Origin of the sequence: Psychrobacter sp. M13 (genome assembly GCF_030718935.1) — a bacterium.
GTDB classification, from domain to species: domain Bacteria; phylum Pseudomonadota; class Gammaproteobacteria; order Pseudomonadales; family Moraxellaceae; genus Psychrobacter; species Psychrobacter immobilis_G.
In genome coordinates, this window is record NZ_CP132194.1 from 1,919,398 (window position 1) to 1,941,437 (window position 22,040).

The 22,040-nt window shown below is 43.3% G+C and carries 18 protein-coding genes and 1 pseudogene; 13 read left to right on the forward strand and 6 right to left on the reverse strand.

What is annotated here, in order from left to right; translation table 11 throughout:
- Positions 1-140: 140 nt before the first annotated feature.
- Positions 141-1,514, forward strand: a complete 1,374-nt coding sequence (locus Q9G97_RS07980) for a L,D-transpeptidase family protein (protein ID WP_305898369.1) — start codon at positions 141-143, stop codon at positions 1,512-1,514.
- Between the two features lie 122 nt (positions 1,515-1,636).
- Here the strand turns inward: Q9G97_RS07980 and Q9G97_RS07985 are convergent, their stop codons facing one another.
- Entirely contained in the window at positions 1,637-1,858 is a 222-nt protein-coding gene (locus Q9G97_RS07985) for a hypothetical protein (RefSeq protein ID WP_201569268.1), read from the reverse strand.
- A 331-nt stretch (positions 1,859-2,189) separates the two neighbouring features.
- On the opposite strand from Q9G97_RS07985, the gene Q9G97_RS07990 reads away from it, so the two are divergent.
- The 5 genes and pseudogenes from Q9G97_RS07990 (at position 2,190) to Q9G97_RS08010 (ending at position 9,207) form a co-directional block, all read left to right on the forward strand.
- Positions 2,190-3,878 carry a DUF389 domain-containing protein gene (locus Q9G97_RS07990; RefSeq protein ID WP_305898370.1) on the forward strand — a complete coding sequence of 563 codons (1,689 nt, stop codon included), beginning with the start codon at positions 2,190-2,192 and terminating at the stop codon, positions 3,876-3,878.
- A gap of 177 nt (positions 3,879-4,055) precedes the next feature.
- The gene (gene alaS / locus Q9G97_RS07995; RefSeq protein ID WP_305898371.1) at positions 4,056-6,728 is read left to right on the forward strand and encodes an alanine--tRNA ligase; all 2,673 of its coding nucleotides are present in this window, start codon (positions 4,056-4,058) and stop codon (positions 6,726-6,728) included.
- 135 nt (positions 6,729-6,863) lie between these two features.
- A complete protein-coding gene (locus tag Q9G97_RS08000; RefSeq protein WP_201569274.1) occupies positions 6,864-8,150 on the forward strand; it encodes an aspartate kinase in 1,287 nt (428 codons plus the stop codon).
- A gap of 340 nt (positions 8,151-8,490) precedes the next feature.
- Positions 8,491-8,658, forward strand: a pseudogene (gene csrA, locus Q9G97_RS08005) (carbon storage regulator CsrA); the annotation flags it as partial.
- Between the two features lie 174 nt (positions 8,659-8,832).
- Entirely contained in the window at positions 8,833-9,207 is a 375-nt protein-coding gene (locus tag Q9G97_RS08010) for a HopJ type III effector protein (RefSeq protein WP_201569278.1), read from the forward strand.
- 107 nt (positions 9,208-9,314) lie between these two features.
- Here the strand turns inward: Q9G97_RS08010 and Q9G97_RS08015 are convergent, their stop codons facing one another.
- The 3 genes from Q9G97_RS08015 to Q9G97_RS08025 all read right to left on the reverse strand — a co-directional run bounded on the left by Q9G97_RS08015 (position 9,315) and on the right by Q9G97_RS08025 (position 12,056).
- On the reverse strand, positions 9,315-9,626 hold the full coding sequence (locus tag Q9G97_RS08015) for a YeaC family protein (RefSeq protein WP_201569280.1): 312 nt from the start codon (positions 9,624-9,626) through the stop codon (positions 9,315-9,317).
- Between the two features lie 70 nt (positions 9,627-9,696).
- Positions 9,697-10,605: an NAD(+) kinase gene (locus tag Q9G97_RS08020; protein ID WP_305900306.1), complete on the reverse strand. Its 909-nt coding sequence runs from the start codon at positions 10,603-10,605 to the stop codon at positions 9,697-9,699.
- A 458-nt stretch (positions 10,606-11,063) separates the two neighbouring features.
- On the reverse strand, positions 11,064-12,056 hold the full coding sequence (locus tag Q9G97_RS08025; RefSeq protein ID WP_305898372.1) for a glutathione S-transferase family protein: 993 nt from the start codon (positions 12,054-12,056) through the stop codon (positions 11,064-11,066).
- Between the two features lie 246 nt (positions 12,057-12,302).
- Here Q9G97_RS08025 and Q9G97_RS08030 point away from each other — a divergent pair, with 246 nt between their 5' ends.
- Together Q9G97_RS08030 and Q9G97_RS08035 are read left to right on the forward strand one after the other, a co-directional pair.
- Positions 12,303-12,536, forward strand: coding sequence for a LysR substrate-binding domain-containing protein (locus tag Q9G97_RS08030; protein ID WP_305898373.1), 234 nt, complete (start codon positions 12,303-12,305; stop codon positions 12,534-12,536).
- Between the two features lie 84 nt (positions 12,537-12,620).
- Positions 12,621-14,405, forward strand: coding sequence for a potassium/proton antiporter (locus Q9G97_RS08035; protein ID WP_305898374.1), 1,785 nt, complete (start codon positions 12,621-12,623; stop codon positions 14,403-14,405).
- Between the two features lie 27 nt (positions 14,406-14,432).
- Here the strand turns inward: Q9G97_RS08035 and Q9G97_RS08040 are convergent, their stop codons facing one another.
- Together Q9G97_RS08040 and Q9G97_RS08045 are read right to left on the reverse strand one after the other, a co-directional pair.
- Positions 14,433-14,957 (reverse strand): TIGR00645 family protein, encoded by a 525-nt coding sequence (locus Q9G97_RS08040; RefSeq protein WP_305898375.1) that lies wholly within the window; start codon positions 14,955-14,957, stop codon positions 14,433-14,435.
- Between the two features lie 92 nt (positions 14,958-15,049).
- Entirely contained in the window at positions 15,050-16,237 is a 1,188-nt protein-coding gene (locus tag Q9G97_RS08045) for a sugar transporter (protein ID WP_305898376.1), read from the reverse strand.
- Positions 16,238-16,449: 212 nt separating this feature from the next.
- Between Q9G97_RS08045 and Q9G97_RS08050 the strand changes: the two genes are divergently transcribed.
- From Q9G97_RS08050 to Q9G97_RS08070, 5 genes are all read left to right on the forward strand, one after another.
- Complete coding sequence (locus Q9G97_RS08050; RefSeq protein WP_201569292.1) at positions 16,450-17,205, forward strand: zinc-dependent peptidase; 756 nt, start codon at positions 16,450-16,452, stop codon at positions 17,203-17,205.
- Between the two features lie 200 nt (positions 17,206-17,405).
- The gene (locus Q9G97_RS08055) at positions 17,406-18,929 is read left to right on the forward strand and encodes a DUF4331 domain-containing protein (RefSeq protein ID WP_305898377.1); all 1,524 of its coding nucleotides are present in this window, start codon (positions 17,406-17,408) and stop codon (positions 18,927-18,929) included.
- A gap of 22 nt (positions 18,930-18,951) precedes the next feature.
- Entirely contained in the window at positions 18,952-19,227 is a 276-nt protein-coding gene (locus Q9G97_RS08060) for a hypothetical protein (RefSeq protein WP_305898378.1), read from the forward strand.
- 105 nt (positions 19,228-19,332) lie between these two features.
- The gene (locus Q9G97_RS08065) at positions 19,333-20,706 is read left to right on the forward strand and encodes a lipopolysaccharide assembly protein LapB (protein ID WP_305898379.1); all 1,374 of its coding nucleotides are present in this window, start codon (positions 19,333-19,335) and stop codon (positions 20,704-20,706) included.
- Entirely contained in the window at positions 20,703-21,848 is a 1,146-nt protein-coding gene (locus tag Q9G97_RS08070; protein WP_305898380.1) for a HupE/UreJ family protein, read from the forward strand. Before Q9G97_RS08065 ends, Q9G97_RS08070 begins: the two co-directional genes overlap by 4 nt.
- The last annotated feature ends 192 nt before the right edge of the window (positions 21,849-22,040 follow it).

Sequence of the window (22,040 nt, forward strand, 5' to 3'; positions counted from 1 at the left end):
AATATCACCAAATTGTAGCGAATACGTCAACTGCTGGCACTTAGTATTCTATTGATCTAAATATATGTATCAAAAGTTTGCGCAGCGTCGAAAGTTTGCGCATAATAGGCTCATTCGTAGCAACCTTGTGATCCCCTATTATGAAAATAAAATTACTTATTACATCAATGGCTATCGTAGCTCTCAGTGCTGGTATTAACATCAGTGCTCAAGCCGCTGTAGATACCGATGCGCGTACGCTACCTGTACGTACGATGGATAGCCAGTCTAGTATGGCAGTCTTAGCAAGCCTTAATGTTGATGAAAATCGTAGTCGCAGTGTTAATGTTAATCCTAAACCCAGTAAGCCTGCCGCTAAGCCATCAACAGATCGAATGGGCCAGCTGATCAATAGCCAGCGCGAGCAACCTTCAACGGCGAGCGTTAGTCCTGATAACATGAGTGTTGAAGAATTAGTGCTTAAAGATCGCCAATCAGAGAGTGCTGACGATATTAGCGATGGGCAAGCATTTGCAGGTCCTGATACAACGTCAAATGTGTCGCAGAGCGAACAAAATCAACTTTCAAACAATGACTCTGCTATAAAAAGTATTGAAGATAAAGATGGCAAGACTTATACGACATTGAATCTGTCTAATTATGCCAAACAGGTCAATGACTCAAAATGGTCGCCCAATATGAATGTTAATTCGGCAATGACTATTAAGATGCAAGCCTTATTGGATTGGAATCATGCCTCTCCAGGTCCTATCGATGGCGGCTGGGGTATGAACAGCAAAAAAGCGCTCATTAACTTTCAAAATATGAAAGGCTTGCAAGCGACAGGCAAAATGAATCAAAAAACTTGGGAGGCGCTAAATAAAAATATCCCTGCCAATAAGCCCGTGCTAGTTACTTATACTTTGACCGAAGACGATCTTAAAACCAACTTTTCTGCGACGCCTTCAGGTTATGAGGCTAAATCAAAAATGAAAGGGCTTTATTATCAAGACATCAAAGAGATGCTCGGTGAGCGCTTCCATATGGATGTGCGCTATTTAGATAAGCTCAATCAAAACAAAGATTATAAAGTTGGCGAAACGATTACTGTGCTTAACAATCGCGGTGCGCTCAATCAGCGTATCAATCGCGTAGTGGCGAACAAAGCGGATCAAACACTTTATGCTTATAACGGTGATAAATTAGTAGCTACTTATCCGACTACAGTAGGCAGCAGTAGCACCCCTTCTCCGCAAGGTACCTTTAAGATCGTCAATAAAGTCAAAATGCCTTGGTATAAAGCCACTGTTGGTGAAGGTAGTGGTAAAGAAGTGCATATGATACCACCTGGCCCTAACAATCCAGTAGGTGTCGTATGGATGGGTCTATCTAAGCCTTCTTATGGTCTGCATGGCTCGCCAAAGCCTGAGGGCATCAGTCGCCAAGCATCGGCAGGTTGCGTGCGCTTGACTAACTGGGATGTGCTTGAGGTATACGCTAACATCGAAAATGGTGCGACCGTAGTATTGCAATAAGTAGTCCTCTAACGTCAAAGTAAAAAAACAGCTTCTATTTATTAGAAGCTGTTTTTTGTTTAAAACCTTTCTAGCTCAAAACTTATAGTTATTGATATCTAATGTTTTCAAATCTAAGCATGTTAAATAGTAATATCTTTATAACCTTCTTCATTACCAGTGATACTATTTATTTTTTTGGTAAAATACATACCTGCTGGTATAGAGACTAAAAGCCCTACGACTACAGCAGTTTGAATATGAGGGATCTCATTAAAGCCTGTGACCAAAGCGGTAATCATAAATATTCCGACGATTACAGTAGCAGCCATAGAGTAGATAACAGAAAATAGAGGCCAGTTCATAATCAAATCCTTATTTTAGGTGTGTGTTTATCTTGTATACCACCTTTATACGCTATATCCACAAAAATAGTAAGTATTTGACATAGACTCTAGAGCCTTTTATTTTCAGTGACTCCGCAGTAAAACCATGTTATTATTAGGGAGTTAGTTGAGGTCTTATGAAATCCTCTATTTTTCAAGTTATTCGACTACCAAATCCCTTCTATTTATCTCTTAGATATACAAAACGTAAAACAACACAGGTATCTGATAGCAAAAAGGCGATATAACTTTTTATATTTATCATTATAATTGTGGCTTTCTATTATTTTATTAATAAAGCCTTATTACTATGACCTCACCCTCTGCTAATACTCAACCTACGCGCAACCCTACCTCTCTGAACCCAGATGATGCTCAATCCGCCACGACAAGTGAAGACTATATCTCTGAGGAACTAGCTAGCAACGATGATGCAGTGACTGCAAATCATAGCGAAGAGCTTAGTAATAGTACAGATGATGCTCATAAGCAGACAACACTAGATGCGAGCATGCAGGAGACTGAGACTAAGATAATTATTGATTCGCCTGAGCCTGATGTCGCTATAGCTACTGTGGAGAGCGTTGATGTTGAAACTTCTACAGATATCTCAGTTCCTACTGAAATAGTGTCTTCAAATAAAGCGCAAACCTCTACCGCCCCCGATATAGCCGCAACGAAAGACATCGAAAATGAAGATATACTCTCTGTGAATACAGAGGATAGTGATGATCTTAACAACCTTAATAGGTTGGTTGAAAAAGGTGTCATCGATATAGAGCTTGAGCAAGCGCCGCCTATGCCTGATGAGGATGAGTCAAATGATACTACAAGTACAGATGATCAGACTGAATCTGACTTGCAGGATCTAGAAGATATCGAAAAAGCTGAAGAGGCGGTTCAAGAAAAAAAAGAAGCCAAACTTGAGTCTTATAAGCAGTTTATCGCTGAGCAATTTAGCAATCAAAAAATAGATTATCCAGAGATACGTGTCAAGATCGAAGCAAATGCCTTACCAAGCAAAATGTACTTTGTGATGAATATTCTTTCCGCTATTATTGCAAGCTATGGACTGGTCACCAACTCAGCAGCTGTCGTTATTGGCGCTATGTTAGTTGCTATGATGCTAGGGCCTATCACAGGTGTCGCACTTGCCATCATTGATTATCGTATGCCGCTATTACGTAAGTCATTATTTACGGTGCTAGCTGGCGTCTCTTTGGTTATATTTGTAGGGTTTTTGATTGGTACATTACATAGCGCACAGCCGCTAACCGCAGAGATATTATCGCGTACTCAGCCCACATCTATGGATCTAATGATTGCCTTAGCGGGTGGTACGGCGGGTGCTTATGCTATGGTCTCACCGCATCTGTCTGTCGCTGTCGTAGGTGTAGCGGTAGCGACTGCTTTGGTGCCACCTTTAGCTGCCAGCGGTATCTTGTTCGCTCATGGTGAGCTGTCGATGGGATTTGGAGCGGCACTGCTTGCGCTTACTAATATTATTGCCATTCAGTTTACCAATGCTATGGTACTGTGGCTATTAGGCTTTAGGCGTTTGGTAGATGATGATTATAAATCTAAAACTTATTTGACTTTTTTGCGCCGCAACGCGATAACCATACTGCTATTAGCTGGCGTGGGATCTTATTTAACGATAAATCTACAAACCAATGCCAAGCAACAAGTGTTTGAGAGCAGTGTCAAACAAGCCATTAATGATCACTTTATAGATCAAGGTAATGTGTTGACCAATACTCAGTTTACCAAAGCCAATGGCAATCAAATTGTTCGTGCGGTTGTTCGCGGTGAGACGATCCCTAACTCAAGCGATGTCAATAAAATTGAGGCCGTGGTTACTCAAGACATGGTTGAAAATTATCCAAACTACTTACCTATCAAGTTGCAACTGCGCTACATACCTGTACAAGTTATTGAATCTAACCCGGTTATCAGAGATAAGCTTGACAAAACCGATGCCGCTATTTTGACCAATTAACAAGTCGTAGAGCCAAAGATTATACAATCACTATGTATTGATGGATGACTAGGTAAGACTAAAGGTGAATGGTCAAACACCCTACGAGCATTTGTGCTAAAATCGCTTGCAAAATTATTTAAGTTGATTTTTAACTTACCTTTTATTATTTTATTTATTTGCCAGTAAGGAGCCGCTGTGAGCCAGCCACATCAAACAGCCGATATACGTAAGGCGTTTTTCGATTTTTTTATAAGTAAGCAGCATACCCCTGTATCTTCATCGAGCTTAATTCCGCATAACGACCCTACTTTACTGTTTACCAATGCCGGTATGAATCAGTTTAAAGAGACCTTTTTGGGATTGGAGCCACGCGATTATACCCGCGCAGTGACTTCACAAAAATGCGTGCGTGCTGGTGGCAAACACAACGATCTTGATAATGTCGGCTATACCGCGCGTCATCATACTTTTTTTGAGATGCTCGGCAACTTCTCTTTTGGCGATTATTTCAAATCAGCGGGTATCGCTTATATTTGGGAGTTTTTAACCTCCGATGAGTGGCTGGCGATAGATAAAGATCGTCTGTATGTCACTATCTATGAGACTGATGACGAAGCTTTTGATATTTGGCATAATGATATCGGCTTGCCAGCGGAGCGTATTATTCGTATTGGCGATAATAAAGGCGCACCCTATGCCTCGGATAACTTTTGGACAATGGGTGATACCGGCCCCTGTGGCCCTTGTACCGAAGTATTTTATGATCACGGTGCTGATATCGAAGGCGGCTTGCCAGGTACACCTGAGGAAGATGGCGATCGCTATATTGAGATTTGGAATTGCGTCTTTATGCAGTTCAATCGTCAAAAAGACGGCACCATGCTGCCACTACCTGCGCCAAGCGTCGATACCGGTATGGGGCTTGAGCGGATCAGCGCTATCATGCAAGGCGTGCATGGCAACTACCAAATTGATTTATTCACCCATTTGATGGATGCTGCGGCCGCTATTTTAGAGATTGATAATGAGCAACAGGCCTCTCTAAAGGTGATTGCCGATCATATACGCGCGGTATCATTCTTGATCGCTGACGGCGTGATGCCAAGCAATGAAGGTCGCGGCTATGTATTGCGCCGTGTGATTCGCCGTGCGGTACGTCATGGCAATAAGCTCGGTGCCCAGAGTGAATTTTTCTACAAGATGGTTGCGCCTTTAGTCGAGGAAATAGGCGACGCTTATCCTGAGCTCAAAGAGCGCCAAAGCATCATTGAGAGCGCTATTGAAAAAGAAGAAGCCCAGTTTGCTAAAACCTTGGCACAAGGTCTCCGCCTGCTAGCTGGTGAGCTAGATGACTTAAAAGAGGGAGATATTCTCTCTGGCGAGGCTGCATTTAAGCTGTACGATACTTATGGCTTTCCGCTTGATTTGACTGCCGATATCACCCGTGAGCGCGGTATCAGTATCGATGAAGCCCAGTTCGATGAACACATGCAAGCGCAGCGCGAACGTGCTCGTGATGCAGGTAAGTTCGATGTTGATTATAGTAGTGTAATTCAGGTCGATGAGCCGACAGTATTTATCGGCTATGAGCAGCTGAGCGATCTTGAGGTCGAAGTGATAGCGATGTATCAAGACGGCGATGCGACGACTAGCTTGACGGAAGGAGATGAGGGTGTACTCGTCCTGAATCGTACCCCATTTTATGCCGAAGGCGGTGGACAAGTCGGTGAGTTGGGCGAGATTCGTACGGAGTCTGGCGTGTTTGAGGTACAAGATACCAAAAAATCTGGACAAGCCATTATCCATTATGGCGTGGTCAATATGGGCGTTGTTCATACCAGCCAAACCGCAGAGGCTCATGTACTATCCAGTATTCGTGCAGCTAGTGCCAAAAACCACTCAGCAACGCATCTATTGCATGCCGCCCTGCGTGAAGTATTAGGCGATGAGGTCACTCAAAAAGGCTCGCTAGTCTCTAGCGAAGTACTGCGTTTTGATTTCTCCTACGACAAACCTATTAATAGCACTCAGATCGCGCGCGTTGAGCGCTTAGTCAACGAGCAAATCCAAGCCAACACCTCAGCTAGTATCGAAACCATATCTATCGATGCGGCTATGGATAAAGGCGCAATCGCCCTATTCGGTGAAAAATACGGTAGTGATGTGCGCGTCTTAACGATGGGTACGGACAGTATCATTGATGGTAAGTCTCAGCCCTTCTCTATTGAGCTATGCGGTGGATTACACGTGCAGCGCACAGGCGATATTGGCCTATTAAAAATCACTAGTGAAGCAGGCATTGCAGCAGGTATTCGCCGTATTGAAGCCGTAACTGGTATGGGTGCAATCAAATACATCCAGCAAAACGATCAACAATTGGGTCAGCTTGCAAGCCAGCTCAAAGCCAAGCGCCCTGAGGTAGTCGCACGCGTCCAAAGTATGGCGGACAAGCAGCGTGAGCTAGAAAAGCAGTTAGAGCGTCTAGAGCAGAAACTTGCCAGCCTACAAGCCGCTGACTTGATCAGTGAAGTACAAACTATCGCAGGTGTCCCTGTGTTAATCAGTACCCTTGCTGGGGTCGATGGTAAATCCATCCGTCCGCTGATGGATGATATCAAGTCAAAGCTACCTGATAGTATAATTGTATTAGTCGGTGATAAAGACGGTCAGCTAGCGCTCTCAGCTAGTGTAGCCAAATCGCTTACTGCTCGTATCAAAGCGGGCGATATTATCCGTCATTTAGCAGGCGAGCTTGGCGGTAAGGGTGGCGGTAAGCCTGATTACGCTCAGGGCGGCGCGCCAAAAGCGGCAAATACGGCAGCCGTTATCAATGCGCTACCCGCTTGGGTTGCAGAACAGCTGGGTTAATTTTTTTACGTAAATATGATATAACATAAACGGTATGTTTATAATTGAGCGTTATCTTTATCAAGGAATAGTATTTATTCCAATTGAAATGATAAATAGCTATACAGCCCCTTGTAAATAATAGGTAATATTTTTATGGCGTTAATAGTACAGAAATACGGCGGCACTTCCATGGGCAGTATTGACCGCATCAAAAATGTCGCCAAACGAGTCAAGCGCTGGCATGATCATGGTCATCAAGTGGTGGTAGTGGTATCGGCTATGAGCGGTGAAACCAACCGTCTTATCGATCTCGCCCGTCAGATTAGCACACAACCTGATCCGCGTGAATATGATCAAATGGTCTCAACAGGCGAGCAAGTATCAATCTCCCTACTCGCTATGGCGATCAAAGAGCTCGGCGTTGGCGCGCGCTCATTTACGGGTCGTCAAGTAGCAATAAAAACGGATACCGCGCACAATAAGGCTCGTATTGAGTCAATTGATGATAAAAATATCCGCGAGCAGCTTGATGCGGGTAATGTGGTCATCGTTGCAGGATTTCAGGGCATTGATGAGTATGGCAATGCCACTACGCTAGGTCGTGGCGGTTCTGATACCACGGGGGTCGCTATTGCTGCAGCTCTAGGCGCTGATGAGTGCCAGATTTATACTGACGTTGATGGGGTTTACACTACTGACCCACGTGTGACTTCAAAAGCTAAAAAGCTTGAGAAAATTACCTTTGAAGAAATGCTAGAGATGGCCAGTCTTGGCTCAAAAATATTACAGATTCGCTCAGTAGAGTTCGCTGGAAAATATGGTGTACCGCTGCGTGTACTCTCTAGCTTTGATACCGATGCAGATGGCAGCTTTGATGATGACTTTAAAAACAACGTAGGCACCTTAATTACGATAGACGAAGGAGACAGTATGGAACAGGCAATTATCTCAGGTATCGCTTTTAACCGTGATGAGGCAAAAATCGTGGTGCGCGGTGTTCCCGATCATCCTGGTATTGCTTCTGCTATCCTTAGCCCTATTGGACGTGCCAATATAGAAATTGATATGATAGTACAAAACCTATCTACCAACGGTACGACCGACTTTACTTTTACCGTCAACCGTACTGACATGGAAAAAACCATGAAAGTACTAGAAAACGAAGTCAAAAATGAGATCGGTGCCAAAGAGATATTGGCCAATGATGAAGTTGTTAAAGTCTCATTAGTCGGCGTTGGTATGCGCTCTCACGCTGGTGTTGCCAGCCTTATGTTCCAGACTCTTGCCGAAAACAACATCAATATTCAAATGATATCAACTAGTGAAATTAAAGTCTCTGTACTTATTCAAGAGCAGTATTTGGATAAGGCCGTCAAGTCGCTACATACCGCATTCGGTCTTGATCGCGAAGATGGTGATAGTAAAGTTGCTGGACAATAGCTTTACAAATGACGGGTATCTTGACTAATAATTATTAGTACAGCAGAGTTATCACTAGCCTTGTGTTTTAATATTTAGCTCTACCTAGCAGTTTTGTGAAAATCAGTGACAGTCTTGAACGTGGCACTTATAATGGTGACTTATTTGGGCAAAATACATTCACATATCGTTATATATGCTTGTATTTAACATTTTAATAGAAATTAATAGACTTAAGTAGTTATTTTCAAGGTATAGTTTAATATCTATATTTTGACAACTAGCGCTATAGTGATATTCAGCAATTAAGAAGCAAAGCAATGAGCAATACTATTTTATTGCGACATAAGGAGTATGACGCATGTTAATTTTGACACGCCGTGTGGGCGAGACATTAATGATCGGTGATGAAGTTAGCGTAACGGTTTTAGGCGTTAAGGGCAATCAGGTACGTATTGGGGTTAATGCCCCCAAAGATATAGCAGTGCATCGTGAAGAGATTTACCAGCGCATTCAGCACGAGCGCTCGGTAAAGTCGCAGATGCAGCATTTAGAATCAGGCAGCTTTGCGCCATCATTTGACGATGAAGATTATTTCAATCGTTAAAGACTTGATATTTTTTATAAACACCTTTGTTTTTAGCTTTTATATTGAATATTTATTAAAATTTTATTGGTTTAATTCGCTTTAAGGTCATAACTTATGAGTATTCGCCAAGCAGATGTATCCGCCCTACTGAATGGTCTAAATAAAAAATCTATCGGATTCAATGATGTTATCAGTTTTATCGATGACTTTTATCGCTATACGCCAAGACCTTTTACTAATGGTACGGTCTATAACGGCGCTGGTGAAAACGAAGGTAGTGCTAAGATCTTTGGCTTTGCCAAGCATCACGGACTAAGCCAACTTGATACTCTTAAATTATTTGGTGAGTATTATACTCGGGTCCAAGAGACCCCTAATGGCACCGATCATGCCAATATTCGTAATTTTTTACATTGGGGCTGGCAAGGGTTTTTGATGCAAAAAAACCCACTGACTGCTCGACCAACTGTCGATACAACTGAGCTATAAAGCTAAAACAGCTCGTCAACGACTGTTAAAGCACTTGTTATAAAAGGGCCTCGCTATTTATGATAATAGCGAGGCCCTTTTGTTTAAAAACGATTTACTCAAACTAGCTACTTATCAACAAACTTCACAGGTTGTATCGCCCCTTTGGGATTGGGCATATTAGGATAATGATGCTCATGCTCGACATCGCATTCAGCACCTACGACAGTTCCGTCGTCTCTTACTGGCTTATGCAAAAAACCTGTACGTTCAGCTGGCGGTAGGTTTTCATGCTCCCATATCATAACTGCTTGCATACAAGTCTCGCGCTGATCAGAGGTTAATTGACGCCCATCAGGCCATTTGCCCAATTCAATAGCCATACGAAACTTATCGACAACTTCTGGGGTTATGCTAGCTAATACGGTTTGTTTATCCATGCTACTTACTCCAATTATATCTTTAATATACTTATTGGCGAGTCTTATGCCGTTTCAACACTTTTTTTACTTACAGATCATCCATAGTATCATCGTCTCTATCAAGATCGAACTCTTCAGCATGGACGTTCCAGTGTAGTTTTGTTCGACAAGCCTCATAAAACTCAAATCCTGGTGGATGCAGCAGCGTCAACTTATCAGGATGCTTACGAATATATAATCTCTGCTCCTGATCAAGCGATATGCTCGGCTTACCATCTGCGCTTACCATCGGCTGGGTACGATTATCCTCGTGAATACGAATGCAAATCTCACTGTTACCACTGACTACGATAGGCCGACTCGATAGCGTATGCGGATGCATAGGCACTAAGCAGATAGCATCCATGCTTGGGTGAATAATAGGCCCGCCACCTGATAGAGCATAAGCCGTTGAACCCGTAGGCGTCGATACTATAAGCCCATCACTGTGCTGACGATAGACATCTTGCCCATCAATTTTCATCTGAAAATCTATCATGTGTACCGACTTACCAGCATGCAGTACGATGTCATTAAGCGCCATATCTTCATGCAGTACTTTTTGACCCTCACGTATCTCCATCGTTAATAAGAACCGATGATCCAGCTGATAGTCTCCCATCAATACTTGACGCAGCTTTTGTGCCACTTCATTGGGTTTCACATCTGCCAAAAAGCCAAGCCGACCACGGTTAACGCCAAGCACAGGAACTCTGTAGCGTGCTAACGCCTCTGCAGCATGCAGTATTGAACCATCACCGCCGACCACGATAACTAAGTCACAAATCTCACCGATCAGGCTACGCTTAACGATCTTAACTTTTTCGATCTCTGTCAAATCTAAAGTTGGTAGATTAGCAGTTTGCACATCCATGATTAAGGTCAGACCCATCTCATTGACGATATTCGCCACTTGCGCCAGACTCTGGGTAACGCTACGCTTACCTGCCCGCCCCATCAACCCAATACGACGAAAGGCAGGGTTTTTCACAGCGTGAAATAGCTCTGATTCATGTAAATGCGGCAATCTTTCTGACTGCGCTGAGTGTTCCATAAGACGACTCGGTATAGCATAAGGTGAAAAGGCAAACTTTGGCTGCCTAGTGAATTAATTAATAGCTCGAATATAAGCCTAACAATGATAGCGATAAATAGCAGCTTAGACCAGTAGGTTTTATTAATTATCGTTGTTAATTTTAGACCTAGAGAATATAAGGTAAGCTTTTTCGAGAGTGGCAGCGTAGCCTTTTATAAGATTTTTGCGATTTTATTGCCCTAGCACCCGTAGACGCTCACTGATGGGCTTAAAGTTTTTTAATAATCACTGACATAGTTATTTCCTATTTTGTAATAATTGAGAGCTGTTAATTTGATGATTAATATCTTAGTTACTGCTCATTTGATAACTGATATTTGCTAGATATTCATCGACGATAGCTGTTCACGCCCATGCGGAGTATTAAAGTCAAGATCAGGACCGACAGGTATAATACGGGTTGGGTTAATGGTCTCGTGGCTGCCATAATAATGCGCTTTGATATTATCGATCGCCACAGTGTCGGCGATACCTGGTACTTGATATAGGTCACGCAAATAACCCCAAAGGTTCGGATAGTCAACAATACGGCGCACATTACATTTAAAATGTCCGACGTAAGCAGCATCAAAGCGTACTAAAGTGGTGAACAGTCGCCAGTCCGCCTCAGTGATAGTATCGCCTAGCAAATATCGCTTATTTTGCAAACGCGCCTCTAGTGTATCTAGCGCTTCAAACAATTCTGTTACCGCCTCCTTATAAGCATCCTGGGTCGTGGCAAAACCTGCTTTGTAGACCCCATTATTGATGTTTGGATAAATGAAGTCATTTAATGCATCAATATCTGTCAACAGCTCTGCGGGTGAGAAGTCTCCTGCGGTTGCACCGATTTCATCAAAGGCACTATTAAACATACGAATAATCTCAGAGGATTCGTTATTCACGATAGTATTGGTTTTTTTATCCCATAAAATAGGTACGGTCACTCGGCCGGTATAATCGGCTTGCGCGGCGGTATAAATCTCATATAAATGAGTAGCATTAAAAATAGGATCAGCTATGACCCCCTCACCAGACTTAAACGTCCAGCCCTCGCCTCCCATAAAGGCATTGACCACTGATATTGAGATCATATCCTCTAAGCCCTTTAGCTTGCGATAGATCATCGTACGATGCGCCCAAGGACACGCCAGCGAGACATACAGATGATAACGATCAGCCTCAGCCTTAAAGCCGCTGTCACCTGTAGGCCCGGCACTACCGTCAGAGGTTACCCAATTGCGAAAGCTTGAATCTTGACGTTTAAAACGACCACCATTGGATTCGGTGTCATACCATTTATCTTGCCATTGGCCGTCGACTAATAAGCCCATGATACTCTCCAATATTCTTAGTTAGTTTTTAGCTGTTAGTTATTCTTCATACTTAATCTCAGATATTAAGGTGTGCTTTAATTAATAGCTATTAATTATAATATCGCGTTAATGCTTTAAAGTTAACTTAGATTACCTTCCTTTATTCATTAACTTGTTGCTGAGTAATAATAGCATTCTAACTGTTGACGGAGCTTGGATAAACAGTGGCAATGACAAATGTAAGTTCTAATCTGGAGAACAATTGTGGTGCAGCTTGGAGATATGCTAATATTTGTACGTATTGTCGATGAGCTAGCCATTCGTATTGCTGAGTTGCAGGACTCTAGTTATCAAGCAAGACCTTTAGCCACCATCCGCACTGTGATTTGTGCAAGTCCAGAATGTTTGAGCAAAATGGGTACGCTTACAAATTTGACAGACCTTGCAGATCATACCTTTTTGCATTATGGTCTAAGTAAACAAAACCACATAGAATGAACCGACCTAATACTAGCTAAGTCGTCTTACTTTATAAGTCTTTTATCAATACCATTATCATCTAACAACAGGGTTTAAAAAAACATGGATACCTTGAATATCCTGTACTTAGTCGGTGCATTGCTCATATTTGCCAGTATCATGGCCAGCACTTTATCAGCGCGTTTGGGTGTGCCGTTATTGCTACTATTTTTGATAGTCGGCATGCTGGCAGGTGAAGACGGTATTTTAGGGATTCAGTTTGCGGAGTATGGTCTCGCAAACTTTGTTGGACAGGCGGCACTAGCTTGTATTTTGCTTGACGGCGGACTGCGCACCTCGTTTCAGTCGTTTCGAGTTGGCCTGAGGCCTGCGGTGGTGCTGGCGACTTGGGGCGTACTAATCACGGTCGTGGTGCTAGGGGTATTCGTCACTTGGCTATTGGATGTGGATTGGCGAATAGGTGTCCTTATGGCGGCTATCGTCGGCTCAACCGATGCCGCAGCGGTCTTTTCGCTGTTACGTAACGGCGGTGTCAAGCTCAATGATCGGGTACAGGCAACGCTTGAATTAGAGTCAGGCGCAAACGACCCCTTTGCCATATTATTAGTGACTGGCCTGATTGCATTGAACGTTGATCCTGCTGGTCAGACAGTCGTGGGATTTTTACTCTTACTATTACAGCAATTGGGCTTTGGACTAATAGTCGGCTTGCTGGCTGGGTTTTTGCTGTCCAAATTATTACCTAAGCTGCATCTGCCAGAGGGCATGTATGCCATCCTTATATTGTCAGCAGGCTTGTCAGTGTTTGCCGCGACTAATCTGATTGGCGGTAGTGGCTTTTTGGCGATATATTTAGCTGGGGTTATCATTGGCAATCACAAAGCACACTCGACTGAGCATGTTTTGCGAGTGATGGATAGCTTTGCATGGTTATCACAGGCCGTATTATTCGTAGTGCTTGGCTTGCTGGTCACCCCTTTTAATGTGTTAGATGTCTGGTATTACTCTGTTGCGATTGTGGCCTTTATGATTTTGGTCGCCCGCCCTATCGCGGTTTATACCAGCGTCAAACCTTTTAAATTCAAAGACCGCGAAATAGGCTTTATCTCTTGGGTAGGCTTGCGTGGCGCTGTACCGATTACCCTTGCTATTTTGCCTGTGATGGCAGGGGTTGATGATGCCTTTATGCTCTTTGATATTGCCTTTGGCGTTGTGGTGTTGTCTCTAATATTACAAGGTACCACCATTCCCCTCATGGCAACCCTATTTAAAGTGCGTATTCCTGCCAATAACGAACCTAAAGAAGAGCACGAAGTTTGGGTATCGGACAAGGCCAGCATCACGCTTTACGAGTTTGAGGTGCAATCGGGCGCGTTTGCTATTGGTCGCCATCCCAAAGTCATATCCAATCGAGTCAGTCCTGATGAAATCAGTGTGTTCGCTTTGGTGCGCCAGCAAAAATTAGTAACCGTTACAGAGGATACCCAGCTAAAGTTTGGCGACCATGTCTGGTATGCCATGCAAAGTAATCATGCTCGTCCAATCGCACAAATATTCAATGATACTAAGCTTGATCGCCGCGCTATCGATGACTTTTATGGCGACTGGTTATTATCTCCGAGTGTCAAGCTTGGCGACTTACCGTTTTTTACTGGGGTTATGCAATCAGAGTCGCTGGTCACTCGGCTTAGGTCTAAGACTGATGATGACGCGACTATTATGTGGCAGCAAACCGTAGCTGAATATGTGACCGCAAGTTTAGACGTTAAGCCCGTCTCAGGTGACACCGTCGCTATTAATGACGAATGGTCACTAGTTATCAAGGAGCTGGATGACAAAGGCGGTCTGCGAACTATCGGTCTCAAACGTGAGGAGGCCGTTAAATAGTTATGGCGAGTTAGTGTGAAATATCTGTTAGTGCTTTTTGGTATCACCAACTACTTTGTCCATAAGGGCAAATAACAATCCAGACAACACAAAGGTCATATGAATAATGACTTTCCACATTAACTTATCAGCTTCACCTTCGCTTATCTCATTAGATATATTCATAAATGATTTTAAGAGATCGATTGCCGAGATAGCGACAATAGCGCCAATTACTTTTAACTTTAGACCAGAAAAATCTATCTTACCCATCCAAGCAGGTCGATCATCATGCTCGCCCGTATCAATTTTTGAGACAAAAATCTCATAGCCACTAAAGATAATAATGAGCAGTAAACTGGCAACTAAAGCAATATCGACTAATATTAGAATACCAACAATAACGTCAGCTTCGGTCGAAACAAAGATATCGGCGATCATATACCATAATTTTTGGATAAATTTGATGAATAGTAAAATGATGCCTAATACCAAACCTAGATAAAAAGGAGCTAGTATCCAACGACTATTAAAAATCGTTTTCTCCAGTGATAACTCAATTTTCTTCAACATCTTGTACTCTTAGAGATTTGATAGGTGTCGATTATAATAGTATTTTTTTTGTTAGTCGTGGCATTTGCAATAATAATTGGCAATAACATCATCTAACGTAACCTAGCAAAGCGTTTTATCATAAATAGTATTAGCATTAGAGCTAAAGCCGCAATCGCTGCGCCTACAAAACCGATAAAAGGCAGCGTCAGGTGGGTGACCGTATAGCCACCAATCAGTGCGCCTGCGCCAATACCCAGATTGATAATACCTGAGAACATCGCCATCACCACATCTTGAGCATTTTTATCGATTATAATGACTTTTGCCTGAACGGCAAGTATCAGTAGCATCAGCACAGTGCCCCAAATCATTGCAATTGCACTCAACAGCCATATCGAGGTCACCACCCATAATAGGACAAGCATCGACAGCGCTAACAATAGCGAAGATATGACGAGTAAGGTTTGACTCGATCCCTCACCCCACCGGCTAAACAACACGCTGCCAATAAGCCCTGCCCCGCCAAATACTAATAGCATTAAGGTCACTGAGCTTTCACTAATAAATCCCACCTCCCGCATAAAAGGCTCGATATAAGAATAAGCAGTATAGTGAGCGGTAAATGCCAGTAAAATAAATAAGTACAGTCCCACTAACAAAGGATTCTTGAGCAGCTCTGGCACTTTTTTATAATCACCGTCAAACTGACTGGGCAAAGTCGGTAACAGCTTAGCCTGCAGGATAAAAATAATAAGCGCCATAACGCCGATACCCGCAAAAGTAGTCCGCCAACCGAACCATTGCCCGATCAAGCGCCCTATAGGTACGCCAAGTACCATAGCTAATGAGGTGCCCATAGCTATGACACTTAGTGCTAGCGCTCCTTTACCTTTGGGTGCTACGCGCAGGGCTATGGCTGCGGTAATCGACCAAAATATCGCATGCGCTGAGGCCGCACCGATACGGCTGATCATCAATATCTCAAAATTCCACGCAAAAACAGTCAGCACATGGCTGGCGATAAATACTACAAATACTGCTAGCAGTAAGCGTTTGCGCTCAAGCTTACCTGTCAATAACATCAGTGGTAGTGACAAGGCAGCGACGATCCAAGCATACAAGGTCAACATCCACCCTGTCTCGGCCGTAGTAATAGAAAAGTCTTGCGCGATATCGGTCAACAGCGCTACAGGAACGAACTCTGTGGTATTGATCACAAATGCGCTAATGCCCATTAATATAACTCGAAAATATTGGGTTCGGCGAGAGTCTGGCTGGGCTTGGACAGTAGGTTTCATAACGTTCAATTTAAGTTGTGCTTATACAGTATGACTAAGGCAAAATGGCTATAACGACTTCACTATACAAGGAGATAATTTATGTGCGTAGTATAAAGATTATTACGCAAATTATTAACCCTATAGCCGTCAATACCTCGAATGATAACAACAAATACTTTAAGTGATTTCAGTCATACTAATACCATTAAACCATCTTAAGGACATAGAGCATGTTTAGCATAATAAAGGACTGGCGCGAACAGCGTATCTTAGATAACAGCCCATTTAAACGCGCTGACTGGCAGCAAGCCGCGCAGAAAATTCCGATACTCGATAGATTGACAGAGGACGAGCTCACTCGACTATTTGATTTGGCGACTTTACTGCTCGATGATAAATCTTTTAGTGGCGCGCAAGGCTTTGTTATCACCGATAGTGTAAAACGCTCCATTGCTCTACAAGCTTGCCTGCCTATCTTAAATCTGAGCCTTGAGTGGTATGCAGGCTGGTCGTCTATTATTATCTACCCAGGCGCTTTTAAGAACGATAGTACGACTATCGATGAGATGGGCATCGTCCATCAAAACAGTCATAGCCGTAGCGGCGAGGCATGGCTACGTGGTCCTGTGATTCTGTCATGGAGTGATGCCAAGCACTCAGGCGAGCGCGATGGTCATAACGTGGTGATTCATGAGTTTGTGCATAAGCTCGATATGTTGAACGGTCGCGCTAATGGCTTTCCGCCGCTACAGCCTGATATGGATGCCAGTCGCTGGACGCAGACTATGGAGCACGGTTTTGCGGACTTTCAAAAGCATCGTAAGGCGGGACTCGATCGTTATGGCGCGACCAATCCAGCAGAGTTCTTTGCGGTATTGAGCGAAGTGTTTTTTGAAACGCCAAGTAAGTTGGTTGATGCTTATCCTGAGATTTATGCGATTATGGTAAAGTTTTTTCGGCAAGATCCGCTTGAGTCAGCTATTTAGCCATGCAATTTTTACAATTGTAAATAAATGTAAAAACCGATAAATGATACGATTTTTCTGATAAAAAACCTACAGATACAAAAAGATAGGTGTATAGTTGAGGTTAACTTAATGAGACGACTATGTAATTTATCTTATTAAGCTTCGGATAGTAACCTATTTATTTTAACTATCACTTCAGTTTCTTTACAAGGATTCGTATGAGACATACTGCAACCGCCCTTATAGCAGCCATGGCCATTTGTGCCAGTGCAACTGCTCTCGCTTCAAGCCATCGTGAAGCCCCTTCTATTACTAAATCGCCAAAAGTCGACGCTACTGACCTATATATGTTCAATAGTTATGAGAATGGCCGACAAGATTATGTCACCATTATCGCTAACTATCTGCCATTGCAGGATGCTTATGGCGGACCTAATTATTTCTCACTCGATGACGATGCTCTGTATGAAATCCATGTCGATAACAACGGCGATGCGGTCGAGGACATCACTTTCCAGTTTAGATTTACTCAACAGCTAAATAGCATTGAGCTTGATACTGATGGCGATCCAAGTACAGCAAAGGTTGCAGTACCTCTTGTTAACATTGGCAACGCTACTATGCCAGGTAACGTACAAACCAATGAGAGCTATGCTATCAACATGGTCAAAGGCGATCGACGCAGTACCGATCGTACCGCTTTAGGTAGCTATCAAAAGCCTTTTGATTACATCGGTACTAAGTCTTTCCCAAATGATAGCTATCCAGCCTATGCGAATGGCTTTGTTAAAACCCTAGATATGGGCAGCTGCGCAAATGGAAAAATGGGTAAAGTATTCGTCGGTCAACGCGCTGAGAGCTTCGCTATTGATTTGGGTAGAGTGTTCGATCTTATCAATCTAGACCCAGTCGGCAGTCGCGACGGTGGCACCAATATCTTAGCTAACAAAAACGTAACCTCTATCGCTATGGAAGTGCCAAAATCCTGTCTAGTTAACTCAACGCTAGCAGTAGACTCAGACGGTAATGGCAGCTTAGATAAAGTTGATCCTGTGATTGGCGCTTGGACGACTGCGAGCGTACGTCAAGCCACTTTAGTGAATCCATCGCCTGAATCTGGTATTAGCACGACAACCAAAAAAGGTGGCGCTTGGACGCAAGTGTCAAGACTAGGTATGCCACTGGTCAATGAAGTGGTTATCGGACTCAAAGATAAAGACAAATTTAATGCCTCAGAGCCAAAAGACGATGTGGATAAATTTAAGGATTACGTCTTCTATCCTACGCTTCCTAAATTAATTGAGATATTATTCGCAGATAAAGGGGTAGTAGCACCTACTAACTTCCCGCGTCAAGATCTAGTCACAGCGTTTTTAACAGGTGTACCCACTATTAATAAACCTGCTAATGCGAATCAAGTACCTGGAGATATGCTGCGCCTAAATACTAGTATTGCTACCAAACCTGCTAATAATCAAGATGATTTAGGGGTGATTGCTGGTGATAATGCAGGATTCCCGAATGGTCGCCGACCTGGTGATGATGTCACTGATGTCTCATTACGAGTAGCTATGGGTAAGCTGTGTAAACTCAATATTTCCTGCGTGTCTGATGACGCTCCTGCTGGTGACTTTCCATACACTGATCGTGTCCGCAAAACAGCCGCTGAGTTTGATTCAGTCTTTCCGTATCTAAGAACGCCTAACCCAGGCGCTACAGATACTAACTCAAACGTTTCATAAGCCTCATTTAAGGAGAAACAAAATGCGTTATATATGTTTAGCCGTATTGATAGCAGGATCAGTGGCGCTTACCGGTTGTTTTGGTGATGACGACGATGATGGATTCAATAGTCAAAACATTGGCGAGGTGGCTATAGACCAAGCAAAAGCGGTACAAGCTGCCAGTCAAGTCGAAGCCGTTATTGCGGCCAGTCGCAATTTAGATACCGACGAGCCGCAAGATATCAGCCGTATTGTACTACCTGAGGCGAACCTAGCTGAGCCTGTTGTCGTTACTGGCGCTAATGCTTCATTATAATTTAAGCTTAATTAAATAAAACACCTGATCATGCAAATGATTGGGTGTTTGTTTATCAGCAGTGCTCATTTGTGAATGCTCAACACGCCCTTATGGAGATACCTTATGCGCAGAATAAAATGCATGCATAGAATCAACTGTCCTATTGGCTTGGCTCTGATATTATCTATAGCTAGCCTACCGCTATATGCTGCACCCTTTACCCCAGCTAACGATCAACAAATACTAGCGATCCTCCCTACAAACGCAGCGCCTCCTCTTTATAGCAATGCCCAAAGCTTTTCGACATCGACCAAACCCCTTAATAATATGCAAACCGAGCAGCTTTTAGAGCGTGCTTATCTGCAAGGTGATCCACGAGCGCTAGGGCAAGCACAAGCCCATCTCGATCAAACCACCAATCAAGACACTGCAACGCTAATGTTAAAAGCACGGGCGCTGCAATCTGATCATAAATTCGATAAGGCCAAAGATACTTTGGAGCAAATATTAGCCAAAGAGCCTAATAACCCCGATGCCCTACTAACCTTATCGTCCTTGCTAGTCGTAGAAGGTCAATACAAACCTGCTATGGAGCATTGCAAAAAGCTTAATGATAGCTCATTACAAGTCTATCAACTCGCCTGTATGGCGCAGATCCAGACGATGACAGGCCAGCTTGAGCAAGCTAAACAAACTTTAAATGCTCTTGCTAGTATCGCATCCGGACTTGACCCCTCTACTGCTCGCTGGATATACCTTATCCAAGCTGATGCCGCTTTGCGTAGTCGAGATACCGATCTTGCCGAGCAAGTCTTTAGAGTTATGGATAGCGATACGGTGCCCGCGCTCATGGCGCAAGCAGACTGGCTATTAAAGACGGGGCAATACAGCCAAGCCCGCCAGCTCCTCCAAGATCATACCGATAAAGACGCACTACTGCTCAGGCTTATTACCGCTCAGCTTAAGCTTAAAGATCCAAAGGCGCAGCAAAATCTTGCACTTATGAAGGAACGTATGGAGGTCTTACAATTACGTGAAGAGAGCGCTCATATTCGCGAGCAAGCTACTTACGCGCTACTGACTAATCAGCTTGACTCAGCACTTGAGCTGGCTCGTGCAAACTGGCAGCAACAGCGTGAGACTGCCGATATTATTCTTTATGCAACCGCTGCCATCAAAACAGGCAGTGACAAGGATATCGAAGTTATTCAACAGTTTATTACCGATAATAACTATGAGTACCCTGCTCTAGAGCGCGACTTGCGCTTAGGTAAAATCAGTGGCTGCTTAGACTGTCAAACCTCTGATATTCAAGCTTCTAGCAGATCCGCTTACCGTTCTGACTTTTTTATTCATGATTCATTGAGCAGTCTTTTAAATCTAAAAGCCTTAGGCACGACTAACGCTATGAATGCTGTTGATCGGCTAGGTACAATAAACCCTATTAATACAGTGCGAGCAGTTAGTCCATTATCTATTAAGGAGATACCACTATGAGTGTCTTTTGTAGCCTCATCTGGCGTCATACTTATCGCTACTTAACTTTACTGGTGCTAATACTGACTTGTACGACGCTACAGGCTCACGAAGCCAGTACCGCTTATCTAAATCTAGAACCCACTAGCGCTGAAAGTGGCGCTGATAATACTTATAATGCTGAATATGAGCTGTCCCTGCGAGATCTCGCACTGCTTATCAATATAGATGCCAACAATGACAGTCAAGTCAGCTGGGCTGAGGTGAAGTCCCAATCGACACTGATAGAGCAGCTGATTGGCGCTCAAGTCAAGCTTAGTACAGATACCCAAGCTTGCCAACCCACCGACTTTGCGCCGCTTGCGATCAATAATCGCGGCGGTTTTAATTATTTATATACTAATTTCAAACTAAGCTGCTCAGCACCCATCTCAAGCCTTGACTATCAGGTACTAGCAGGTGTCGATGCCAATCATCGCCTGATCTTGACCCAGATAGAGGGCGGGCTACCCGTGCAAGTCATGGCAGTGGGACAAAGTCCATTAGGAGCAGCTGCCGATACAGGCTGGCTGGCGACAGCGACTATATTCCTAAAGAGCGGTATTCACCATCTATTGATCGGCTGGGATCATCTACTGTTCTTATTTGTGTTACTTATCCCCGCCGTATATTCTCGCAAGGAACATGGATTAGTAGCTGTCAGCAAACCAAAAGCCGCGCTAGTTGAGGTGTTTTGGATCGCCACCTCATTTACCCTCGCCCATTCCATCACTTTAACACTGGCGGCTCTAGATATCGTCAGTATCCCAGCCGCCTTTATCGAGTCTGTCATCGCTCTATCGATAGCCTTTGCTGCGCTCAATAACTTAGTGCCTATGTTACGGGTGCGTGCTATCTATCTAGCGTTTGTGTTTGGCTTGATTCACGGTTTTGGTTTTGCCAATGTGTTAGTAGATCTACCATTAGCGACCAGCGAGCGTGTATTAGCACTATTGAGCTTCAACGTAGGTATTGAGCTTGGACAATTAGTATTCATCTTAGTAGTATTCCCGATAGCGCTATTACTACGTCATACGCAGTTTTATAAGATAGCTATATTTTATTTGGGCTCGCTGATTAGTGTGGCGATAGCTTTATGGTGGTTTGCTGAACGAGCATTTTGATAACGGGCTTTAATAAACAAAGATGTCATAACTTGAGGGTTAGACTCAGTTTTTTGTAACTGAATCTAACCCTTTGCTTTTGCTATATAATTAATTTTTTAGAGTGCTGATAAGTTCATTTACCATTGTTACAAATTATTCTTATTTTTTATCGATAAGAAAACCTGACTATTTGGTCAATTTTATTTATTA

Excerpts from the sequence above, each read along its gene's own strand:
- Q9G97_RS08035 (WP_305898374.1), top strand. The coding sequence starts at position 12,621 with ATGGATACCTTGAATATCCTGTACTTAGTCGGTGCATTGCTCATATTT.
- Q9G97_RS08065 (WP_305898379.1), top strand. The coding sequence starts at position 19,333 with ATGCGCAGAATAAAATGCATGCATAGAATCAACTGTCCTATTGGCTTG.
- Q9G97_RS08000 (WP_201569274.1), top strand. The coding sequence starts at position 6,864 with ATGGCGTTAATAGTACAGAAATACGGCGGCACTTCCATGGGCAGTATT.
- Q9G97_RS08055 (WP_305898377.1), top strand. The coding sequence starts at position 17,406 with ATGAGACATACTGCAACCGCCCTTATAGCAGCCATGGCCATTTGTGCC.
- Q9G97_RS08050 (WP_201569292.1), top strand. The coding sequence starts at position 16,450 with ATGTTTAGCATAATAAAGGACTGGCGCGAACAGCGTATCTTAGATAAC.
- Q9G97_RS08060 (WP_305898378.1), top strand. The coding sequence starts at position 18,952 with ATGCGTTATATATGTTTAGCCGTATTGATAGCAGGATCAGTGGCGCTT.
- Q9G97_RS07990 (WP_305898370.1), top strand. The coding sequence starts at position 2,190 with ATGACCTCACCCTCTGCTAATACTCAACCTACGCGCAACCCTACCTCT.
- Q9G97_RS08070 (WP_305898380.1), top strand. The coding sequence starts at position 20,703 with ATGAGTGTCTTTTGTAGCCTCATCTGGCGTCATACTTATCGCTACTTA.
- Q9G97_RS08040 (WP_305898375.1), bottom strand. The coding sequence starts at position 14,957 with ATGTTGAAGAAAATTGAGTTATCACTGGAGAAAACGATTTTTAATAGT.
- Q9G97_RS07980 (WP_305898369.1), top strand. The coding sequence starts at position 141 with ATGAAAATAAAATTACTTATTACATCAATGGCTATCGTAGCTCTCAGT.
- Q9G97_RS08015 (WP_201569280.1), bottom strand. The coding sequence starts at position 9,626 with ATGGATAAACAAACCGTATTAGCTAGCATAACCCCAGAAGTTGTCGAT.
- Q9G97_RS08045 (WP_305898376.1), bottom strand. The coding sequence starts at position 16,237 with ATGAAACCTACTGTCCAAGCCCAGCCAGACTCTCGCCGAACCCAATAT.
- Q9G97_RS08020 (WP_305900306.1), bottom strand. The coding sequence starts at position 10,605 with ATGGGGCGGGCAGGTAAGCGTAGCGTTACCCAGAGTCTGGCGCAAGTG.
- Q9G97_RS07985 (WP_201569268.1), bottom strand. The coding sequence starts at position 1,858 with ATGAACTGGCCTCTATTTTCTGTTATCTACTCTATGGCTGCTACTGTA.
- Q9G97_RS08010 (WP_201569278.1), top strand. The coding sequence starts at position 8,833 with ATGAGTATTCGCCAAGCAGATGTATCCGCCCTACTGAATGGTCTAAAT.
- Q9G97_RS08025 (WP_305898372.1), bottom strand. The coding sequence starts at position 12,056 with ATGGGCTTATTAGTCGACGGCCAATGGCAAGATAAATGGTATGACACC.